We start from the raw sequence: 225 nt of genomic DNA on the forward strand, positions 1-225 counted from the left end.
TTTTGCTTTACCGTGCATTCGCGCTTGTAAAACGAGTTCAAATTTATTGTGTAAGTTAAAGGGTTAAATTTCAACATTACCATTAGTTATAGCAACCAACGTAAAGTTCTGGGCTAAGTTATCTAGCAGCTTTAGTACGTCGTCGGTTACCACTATTTTCCTGCGCGCATCGTCAAAGGCGTTGTAGGCAGCATCTGCATGATGCTCTACCTCTTGCTCGTTCAA

1 pseudogene is annotated in these 225 nt (G+C 41.3%); it reads right to left on the reverse strand.

Features of this window, described 5'->3' with window-relative positions:
• Positions 1-225, reverse strand: a pseudogene (locus V6260_RS18845) (HAD-IA family hydrolase); the annotation flags it as partial.

It is taken from the genome of Pseudoalteromonas aliena (genome assembly GCF_038155085.1).
GTDB classification, from domain to species: Bacteria; Pseudomonadota; Gammaproteobacteria; order Enterobacterales; family Alteromonadaceae; genus Pseudoalteromonas; species Pseudoalteromonas aliena_A.